Origin of the sequence: Paraburkholderia sp. XV, from assembly GCF_020177535.1 — a bacterium.
Classification (GTDB): domain Bacteria; phylum Pseudomonadota; class Gammaproteobacteria; order Burkholderiales; family Burkholderiaceae; genus Paraburkholderia; species Paraburkholderia caribensis.
In genome coordinates this window covers 85,913-94,972 of record NZ_JAGUUD010000018.1, presented here as the reverse complement: position 1 = coordinate 94,972, position 9,060 = coordinate 85,913, and the positions used below count along the sequence as shown (strand labels likewise).

General features: G+C 61.9%; 8 protein-coding genes. 4 read left to right on the top strand and 4 right to left on the bottom strand.

Annotated elements, in window-relative coordinates:
• Positions 1–168: 168 nt before the first annotated feature.
• The 4 genes from KFO72_RS12535 to KFO72_RS12520 all read right to left on the bottom strand — a co-directional run bounded on the left by KFO72_RS12535 (position 169) and on the right by KFO72_RS12520 (position 4,431).
• Positions 169–348, bottom strand: a complete 180-nt coding sequence (locus KFO72_RS12535; protein ID WP_054933263.1) for a hypothetical protein — start codon at positions 346–348, stop codon at positions 169–171.
• 25 nt (positions 349–373) lie between these two features.
• Positions 374–2,071, bottom strand: a complete 1,698-nt coding sequence (locus KFO72_RS12530) for an FAD-dependent oxidoreductase (RefSeq protein WP_225032244.1) — start codon at positions 2,069–2,071, stop codon at positions 374–376.
• Between the two features lie 22 nt (positions 2,072–2,093).
• Positions 2,094–3,458, bottom strand: coding sequence for an MFS transporter (locus KFO72_RS12525; protein ID WP_225032243.1), 1,365 nt, complete (start codon positions 3,456–3,458; stop codon positions 2,094–2,096).
• A gap of 154 nt (positions 3,459–3,612) precedes the next feature.
• Complete coding sequence (locus tag KFO72_RS12520) at positions 3,613–4,431, bottom strand: helix-turn-helix transcriptional regulator (protein WP_060604643.1); 819 nt, start codon at positions 4,429–4,431, stop codon at positions 3,613–3,615.
• A gap of 258 nt (positions 4,432–4,689) precedes the next feature.
• Here KFO72_RS12520 and KFO72_RS12515 point away from each other — a divergent pair, with 258 nt between their 5' ends.
• The 4 genes from KFO72_RS12515 (at position 4,690) to KFO72_RS12500 (ending at position 8,733) form a co-directional block, all read left to right on the top strand.
• Positions 4,690–6,084, top strand: a complete 1,395-nt coding sequence (locus KFO72_RS12515) for a selenium-binding family protein (protein ID WP_060604639.1) — start codon at positions 4,690–4,692, stop codon at positions 6,082–6,084.
• Positions 6,085–6,091: 7 nt separating this feature from the next.
• The gene (locus tag KFO72_RS12510) at positions 6,092–6,703 is read left to right on the top strand and encodes a hypothetical protein (RefSeq protein WP_107202628.1); all 612 of its coding nucleotides are present in this window, start codon (positions 6,092–6,094) and stop codon (positions 6,701–6,703) included.
• A 341-nt stretch (positions 6,704–7,044) separates the two neighbouring features.
• Entirely contained in the window at positions 7,045–8,157 is a 1,113-nt protein-coding gene (locus KFO72_RS12505; RefSeq protein WP_098021615.1) for a BMP family ABC transporter substrate-binding protein, read from the top strand.
• A 33-nt stretch (positions 8,158–8,190) separates the two neighbouring features.
• A complete protein-coding gene (locus tag KFO72_RS12500; protein ID WP_054933249.1) occupies positions 8,191–8,733 on the top strand; it encodes a nucleoside deaminase in 543 nt (180 codons plus the stop codon).
• Positions 8,734–9,060 lie beyond the last annotated feature (327 nt).

The window sequence follows — 9,060 nt, the reverse complement described above, 5'->3', positions numbered from 1 at the left end:
CAAAGAAAAGTAGGTGCCGCCCCGCACAGGGGCGACGCTTGAAGCACGCTAACGATTCGCGGATGCCAGCGCAAAGGCAATTCGCGGATGCCAGCGAAAAAAAGACAACCCACGAATGCCCACCCCAAAACCCAAAACACCAAACGATCAACCCATGAACCACAAAAGCTACCCGCTTACTCCATCGCCCGCCGCCTCGATCAACTTCAACGACACATCGGCATCGCCAATCCTCTCAATCGCCAGCAGCGCAAACCTCGCCAGAAACATCGGCGCATTCGCCTCACCGACTTGAGTCATCGTCCTACACAGCCGCGTATAGACAGTATCGAGTTCCGCATCGGTCATCACGTTCTCCATTCGTTGAATCGGTTCATCGAGCAAGCGCGCGCGTAATCGCCGCATCGACATCGTCCGCGCGCGCATTGCGCCAGCGCCCCAGCACATGTCCATCGGGGCGCACCAGATACACCGTGCCCGGCTTCGCGTCATAACGCCCGAAGATGCGTCCCGTGTGATCCCACGCGTGCACACCCCGCGCCTCGGCACGCATATGCGCGCTGATCGACACAACCTTGAACGGCACTCCACGTTCACGCATCGCTTGCGCAAGCGCGGTGAAATCAGCGGACACTTCACCCTCGTCGCTAAAACACAGCGCCGTAAACCGCGCACCGACAAGATCGGTCAAATGCGCCTCACACGCATGCCCACCTTCAGCAATCGTCAGCGGAAACTCGGCGAGCACCGCCCCCGGCACAGGCCCAGCACCAAACCCATCGCCATCGGCAACATTCAACGGCGACTGCACATAAGTAATCGCCGACGTCTGCCGCGGATTAATCAGCGAGCGCACACCCGGATGCTCCACAGCAAGACTCAACACCGCCTTGCGCATCAGATCGAATGCAAATGAAGGCGGGGCCATGAACTCGGTGCTCTTCGTGCCATAACTCAAATTCTCATGCGTAGCGGCAACACGCTCATCCGAATAACTGTCGAGCAACGCATCAGACGCCAATCCCTTCACGACAAACGCCAGCTTCCACGCGATATTGTCCGCATCGTCAATACCCGAATTCGCGCCGCGCACACCGAAGATCGGCACGAGATGCGCAGCATCGCCCGCGAACATCACGCGCCGATGACGATAGCGCTCGAGCGTCAACGCATTGGCCTTGTAGATCGTGATCCAGATCGGCGCCCACTCGCCTTTCTCTCCCATCATGTCGAGCAGGCTTTGCACGCGCGGCATAACGTTTTCAGGCTTCACGGCCTGCTCCGCGTCTTCGCCATCGCGCAACTGATAGTCGATGCGCCACACGTTATCCGGCTGCTTGTGCACGAGCACGGTCGAACCCGGATTCGACGAAGGATCGAAATACGCAAGACGTTCCGTCGGACGATCGCTTCGCAGTTCGATATCGACGATCACATAACGCCCTTCGTAGCTCGTGCCTTGCAACTGCAAGCCGAGCGCTTCGCGGATCGTGCTGCGCCCGCCATCGGCGGCGACAACCCAGTCCGTTTCCAGCGCGTAGTCGCCATCAGGCGTGCCCAGTTGCAGCGTTGCGCCGTCATCGCGCGAATCGATCGACTTCACGCGCGTCTGCCAGCGGATATCGATCAGATCGGCGCGCTTCTCCGCCGCATCCAGCAAGAACTGTTCGATGTGATATTGCGCGAGGTTGACCATCGGCGGCAACTTCTGGTTTTCGTCCTGCGGCATCGTGAAGTGCAGCACTTCCGTCTCGCGATAGAAGCTGCGGCCGCCCGTCCACGGCAAGCCCGTTTTCAGAAAGCCATCGAGTGCGCCAAGCCGTTCGATGATCTCCAGGCTGCGGCGTGAAATGCAGATCGCGCGGCTGCCATAGCAGACGGAATCGTCCGCTTCGATCAGCACGCAGCGCACGCCGTGATTCGCCAGACCGAGCGCGACAGCGAGACCGACGGGCCCACCGCCGACAATCGTCACCGCATGACGCTGCGCGTCCACACCCTCTTTCAATTGCGGCACGCGCGCTGCGTACTTTTTCGCGGTGAACGGATACGGTTTGAATTGCTTGTTCATCCAATGCTCCAGATCGATTCCTTCAGGCGAGCCGCGCGTGTGGCGCTTCGCGTTTGTCCATCGGCAACAGCGTCACGATGATCACGCCGATCACCAGCAACACCGCCGAATACAGCAGCCCCGCCGAAAAGCTGTGCGTCGCGTCCTTCAGCCATCCGACGATCAGCGGGTTGAGCGCCGAACTGATGTTGCCCGTCGCGTTGATCACGGCAATGCCGATGGCGCGTGCGCGAAAGCTCAACGCATGATCGGGCGTGGTCCAGAAGATCGACATCGCCGTGTACGAACCGGCCGACGCAAGACATACGCCGACCATGCGCATGGCCGGATTCGACGAATATGCGGTGCACAGCCAGCCCACAGCAGAGAACAGCATCGGAATCATCAGATGCCATTTGCGCTCCTGCTTGCGGTCAGAGCGGCGTCCCCACCAGATCATCGCAACGATCGTGCACACCTGCGGAATCGCGGCGAGCAGGCCAATCGTGCGATTGCTCGCATCCGCGCTAAAGCTCTTCACGATCAGCGGCGTCCACACGGCGACCATTGCCAGCGTGTTGACTAGGCAGAAGTACGCAATCGCAAACTTCACGACAGCCGGCGACAGCAGTTCACTGACGATGCTTTTCTCGCGACTCGCACGAGCATCCACAGCAACGCCCTGCCGATGTTCCGCAGCAAGCGTTGCGGCGAGCGTGCGCTTTTCTTCGTCGTCGAGCCAGCGCGCCTGTTGCGGGGTGTCGTCGAGATACGCGTACACAGCGAGACCCAGAATCGCCGATGGCAAGCCTTCGAGCAGAAAGAGCCATTGCCAGCCCTTCAACCCAAGCGTGCCGTCGAGTCCGAGAATAAAGCCTGACAACGCCGAGCCGACAGCCGCCGTGACAGGCATCGCTATCATGAACAGCGCGTTGGCGCGCGCCCGGTACGCAGCCGGAAACCAGTAGGTCAGATACAGCAGGATGCCTGGCAAAAAGCCCGCTTCCGTCACGCCGACCAGCACGCGCAACACGTACAGCGTGCCGGGGCTCGAGGCGAACATCGTCGCCGTCGAAGCCAGTCCCCACGCGATCATGATCGTGCCGATCCATCTGCGCGCGCCGATGCGCGCCAGCACGACGTTGCCCGGAATGCCGAACGCGATGTAGGCGACGTAGAAGAGCGTCGTCGCGAGACCGAATTGCGTGCTCGTGAGCCCGAGGTCCTTCATCATCGTCAGGCCGGCGAAGCCGATGTTGATGCGGTCGAGAAACGAGAAGAAGAACAGCGCGAACAGGAACCCCAGCAGATGCCGCGATACCTTGGCGATGACGGGCTGTTCGTGCGCATGCGGCGCGGTGGTGGCAGGCGTCGCATGCAGCGAGCCGGCTCGCGAGGAGGTGTCCATACCGTTGTCTCCGATGTTGTCGCTTTCTGATGCGTCGCAGTATGGAGCGCGGCTATGTACGGCCTGTCCTCATTTTGGGTACAACGTGGCGCCTGTTCAGGCCTGGGGAAAACGCGGATACGTGAGCGCAAATGCGCTGAAGAAAAGGAATGCGTCAGACCTTGCCCGGCCCGATGCACAGCGCAAACAGCTGCCGCTGGCTCGAAATGCCGAGCCGCCGGAACGCGCGCTTCTGATACGTGACGACGCTTGTCGCCTTGATGCCCATCGTGTCGCCGATTTCCTGCGCCGAGCGTCCTTCGAGCACGCCCGTCAGCACGTCGAGTTCGCGCTTCGACAGTTCGGGACAGAGGCCGCGCACGCGCGCGAGCATCAGATGCGAGATCGCCAGATCGCGCTGGCCGCAGATCGCGTAGTGATGCTTCGCCGCGTGCGCGATCAACGGCGCCATCGCTTCGATCAACGCGATCTCGCGCGGATGGTAATTGCCGAAGCGGCGATCGCGATACAGGTTCACCGAGAGCCAGATATCGGGCGTCGGCTGCACGAGCAGCGAGACGCGGTCCGACACGTTCGGCTGCTGATAGCAGGCCGCGCGATAAGCTTCGTTGAGGATGTCTTCGCTCGTCTGCTGATGCAGCACGAGTGTCGAGCCGGGCTTGTCGCTGCGTGCCGACGAAACGATCTTCTGATTGCCGTCGAGCGCATAGAAGTGGCGCGCGTAAGTATCGGCGACGTCGCGCAGAAAACGCCCGCCGCGATGGTCCGCCACGGAAACAGTACGCGGCCGGTTGCCGAACTCGTACGCGAAGATCGTGCACTGCGAAATCGCCGCGATGTCGCCGAGCAGCTTCAGCACTTCGGCGGCGAGCGCATTCGTATCGTCGCTGCCGATCGACGACACGAGGCCCGTCGCGCGGCTGAGATCCAGCTGCCCTTGCGAAACGGGACGGTCGAGACGCCATGAACGCATGATGGGAGTACGGCTAGAAGCGGCGAGAGAAAACGTGAATCGCATCATTTTAATCTGCGTGGCGTTTGCGCATGGGCGGCGGGCGCCTGGACAGGCAAACCGGCGCTATTGCGTCGACCGGCCTTTGACGCCAATACCAACAATCCCGCAAGCCGCCGCGAAATTGCCTACAGTAAAAAGCTCAAACGCTCGTGCCGTTTTGATACATGGCGCGCGCGACTCGCGTGCCGCATCGCAACATCTTCCTGGAGATGAGTCATGGCGACATGGAAACCCGATCCGACCTTTTATCCGTCCGCGCGCATGGCAAGCAGCGCGCCGAAGGAAACCGTCGCGTATGTGGCGAGCTTCGATCCGTCGCGCGAACGGCCCGACGAGCTCGCCGTCGTCGATGTCGATCCTGGCTCGGCGGAATATGGGCGCATCGTCGGCCGCGTGGCGATGCCCAATACGGGCGACGAGTTGCATCACTTCGGCTGGAACGCGTGCAGCTCGTGTCTGTGTCCGAACGCGCCGCATCCGCATACGGAGCGCCGCTATCTCGTCGTGCCGGGGCTGCGCTCGTCGCGTATCCATATTCTCGATACGAAGCCCGACAAGCGGCAGCCGCAGATCGTACGCGTGCTCGAACCCGCAGAAGTCGCGGACAAGGCGGGCTATACGCGCCCGCACACCGTGCACTGCGGGCCGGCGGGCATCTACGTGGTGTCGCTGGCGAATGCGCAGGGCGAAGCGCCCGGCGGCATCTTCCTGATGGACCATGAAACGTTCGACATTCGCGGCCAGTGGGAAATCGATCGCGGCCCGCAGCAACTCGCGTATGACGGCTGGTGGCATCTCGGCTACGACACCGTCGTGACGAGCGAATGGGGCCTGCCCGCGACCTTCGAGAACGGTCTCGTGCCGGAAGTGCTGCTCGGCGGGCAGTACGGGCATCGGCTGCACTTCTGGGACATGAACACGCGCAAGCACAAACAGGTCGTCGACTTCGGCGCGGAGAACCAGCTGGTATTCGAACTACGCCCCGCGCACGATCCGACCAAAGCCTACGGCTTCGTGAATTCGGTGATCAGCCTCAAGGACCTGTCGGCGTCGATCTGGACGTGGTATCGCGACGGCGATCAGTGGGCCGCGCGCAAGGTGATCGAGATTCCCGCCGAGCCCGCCGACGCCTCATTGCTGCCGCCCATGCTCAAAGGCTTCGGCGCCGTGCCGCCGCTCGTCACGGATATCGCGCTGTCGCTCGACGACCGCTTCCTGTACGTGTCGTGCTGGGGCACGGGCGACCTCAGACAATACGACGTCTCCGATCCGATGAAGCCTGAACTGACGGGCACGGTGCGCATCGGCGGCATTGTCGCGCGTGCGACGCATCCGGCGGCAGGCGAGCGGCCGCTGAACGGCGGCCCGCAGATGGTCGAAGTGAGCCGCGACGGCAGCCGCGTGTACTTCACGAACTCGCTGTACGGCGCGATCGACGAACAGTTCTACCCGGACGGCCTCAATGGCTGGATGGTCAAGCTCGACGCGGGGAAGACGGGCGGCCTCACCGTGGCGAAGGACTTCTTCGTCGACTGGCCGAAATCGCATCGGCCGCATCAGATCCGGCTGGAAGGCGGCGATGCGTCGTCGGATTCGTATTGCTATCCGTGAGCGTGCTATGAACGGCGTGTGGGCGACGGTGATCGGCAGCGGCATTTTTCATGGCGTGAACCCGGCGATGGGCTGGCTGTTCGCGGCCGCGCTCGGGCTTCAGCATGGCAGCCGCAAAGCCTTGCTGATGGCGCTGCCGCCGCTCGCGCTCGGGCATGCCGTCTCCGTGATGTTGGTGACGACGTCGGCCGTCGCGCTCGGGCTCTTCACGCACACCGTGCATCTGCGCATCGTCATGGGCATTCTGCTGATTGCCTGGGCCGCGTATCACCATTTCTACGGCCACAAGCAACGCGTGCGCGTCGGCATGACAGCGGGCTTCGTGGGGCTCGCGCTGTGGTCGGCAGCGATGGCGACGATGCACGGCGCGGGCCTGATGCTGCTGCCCGCGCTGCTGCCGCTGTGCGGCGCGGGGATGCCTGTCGGCAGCTCGCTCGAATCGGTCGGTCAGGTGACGGCCGTCCATACCGTCGTCACGCTCGTGACGGCCAGCGCCATCGCGCTCGCCGCCTATCAGTATCTGGGGCTCGGCATGCTGCGCCGGGGCTGGATCAATTTCGACTGGCTTTGGTGTGGCGCGCTGAGCGTCACGGGCGTGCTGCTGATCGTCACCGGCTAGCCGCCCGCAGTGTTCGACCCAGGTCCCGAATAACCTCACCTTTCGCTACAGTGCCGTGCGGGTTACGAGGCAACTCACCGTTGCGCGGCTCCCGAATAGCCTCACCTCAAGCGCAATCGTGAGCCCATCGACGACCAGCAAGCTCACCATGACGGAGACCACGCAATGACGACCGCCCGTCCGTTCCTGCTGTTGCAGGCGTGGCAACTGAACCTGCCCCGACCGGCGAACCCATCCTTCATATCAATTCCGTTATAGGGCGCATAACGGAATTCAATTTCGACCTCGATATTGGCTTACGACCATCTCCGCTGATTCCCTTCCCCGTCTCCGGAGATTTCATGAAAACAACAATGGCCCGCGCAGTCATGCGTTCGCTGCGCGTCCCGGCCGCGCTGCTCGCCACACTCGGCGTCGCCGCTGCCCTCAGCACATCTGCCACGGCTGCCGAGCCGCTGGGCGTCGCCTTCGTCTACCTCGGCAATCCCGGCGACGCCGGCTGGACCTACGCGCACGAGCAAGGCGTGAAGGCGATCGAAACGAAGTTCGGCGACAAGATCAAGGTGACGCGCGTCGAGAACGTGCCCGAATCGGCGGATTCTGAGCGTGTGTTCCGCGACCTCGCGAACAAGGGGAACAAGATCATCGTCGGCTCGAGCTTCGGCTTCCAGGACTTCGAACTGAAGACCGCGAAGGATTACCCCGACATCGTCTTCGAGCACGCGACCGGTTACAAGAAGGCCGCGAACTTCGCCACCTACGACGTGCGCACCTATCAGAGCGCCTATCTCGCGGGGCTGGTCGGCGGCTATACGACGAAGACCAACACGCTCGGGTTCGTCGCGTCGGTGCCCGTGCCGGAAGTGGTGCGCAACATCAACGCATTCACGATGGGCGCGCGCTCGGTCAATCCGAATGCAAAGGTGAAGGTGGTGTGGATCAACACCTGGTTCGACCCGGGCAAGGAAAAGCAGGCCGCCGAAACGCTGATCGGCCAGGGCGCCGACGTGCTGATCCAGAACACCGATTCGACGGCCACGATGCAGACGGCCGAGCAGAAGAAGGTGCATGCGTTCGGTTGGGACTCGGACATGAAGCAGTTCGGCCCGAATGCGCAACTGGGCGCGTGCGTCAGTTACTGGGGCGTCTACTATTCGCATCTGATAGAACAGGTACAGTCGGGCAAGTGGACCAATGCGCCGACGTGGTGGGGCCTCAAGGAAAAAGCGATCGACCTGGCGAGCATCAACACGCAAGCCGTGTCGCCCGTCGCGCAGAAAGCGCTGGCGCAAAAGCGCGACGACATCATCGCAGGCAAGTTCGACCCGTTCTCCGGGCCGATCAAGGATCAGGGCGGTGCGATCAAGGTGGCAGCGGGCAAGTCGCTGTCGGATGCGGAACTGTTGCGGCTGAACTGGTTCGTGCAGGGCGTCGACGGATCGTTGCCGAAGTAACGCTCGCATAACCACTCACGGAGGAGACACCGTTTGAGCCTGAGCCATCCCTCGAAACAGAACGCGTCGGACTTCCCCGAGCAGGGGCTTGCGCCGACGCGCGAACAGATCGTGCGTCATCTGCGTCATGCGAGCGTCGTGGCAGAACGCGCGACGCTGATGGGCCATCATCCGTTCGGCGCGATTCTCGTCGGCCCGGATCAGGAGACCGTGCTGATCGAACAAGGCAACGTCGATACCGTCAATCATGCAGAATCGGTGCTGGCACGCATTGCGGCGCTCAACTTCACGCCGCAGTATCTGTGGAGTTGTACGCTCTATACGACCGTCGAACCGTGCTGCATGTGTGCGGGCACCGCGTACTGGGCGAACATCGGGCGCGTGGTGTTCGGGATGACGGAAGAACGCCTGCTGCAAGCCACGGGTAATCATGCTGAAAACCCCACGATGAGCGTGTCGTCGCAATACGTCTTCGATCATTGTCAAAAGCGCGTCGATCTGATCGGGCCTGTCGCCGAAGTAGAAGAAGAAATCATGCAGGTGCAGCATGCTTTTTGGGCTTCGCGTTCTGGCTAAAGCGCCGCGCAACATTGCTAAAGCGCAAAGGTTTGGTGATCCATCCTTTGCCTCGCCCCATGCATGTGCTCGATGTGCGCATGTTCTTGCCGACAGTGACGATTCGTTGATTTTTCTCAGTGTCGAAGTGCACCGTTCGGTGCCTATACTCGGCTCCATCGCTGGCCACTATCCACGATCATGGACGCCCGGGTCTTACTCATTTCGCTTTGCATTGTCACACTGACGTGTAACGCCATTGCGCAAGCCGCCGTAAAACCACTTGCGACCGGCTCTCCCGGCAATACGTATCGCAGCCCGCTCCAGCAGAACTTCGACAGGTCCATG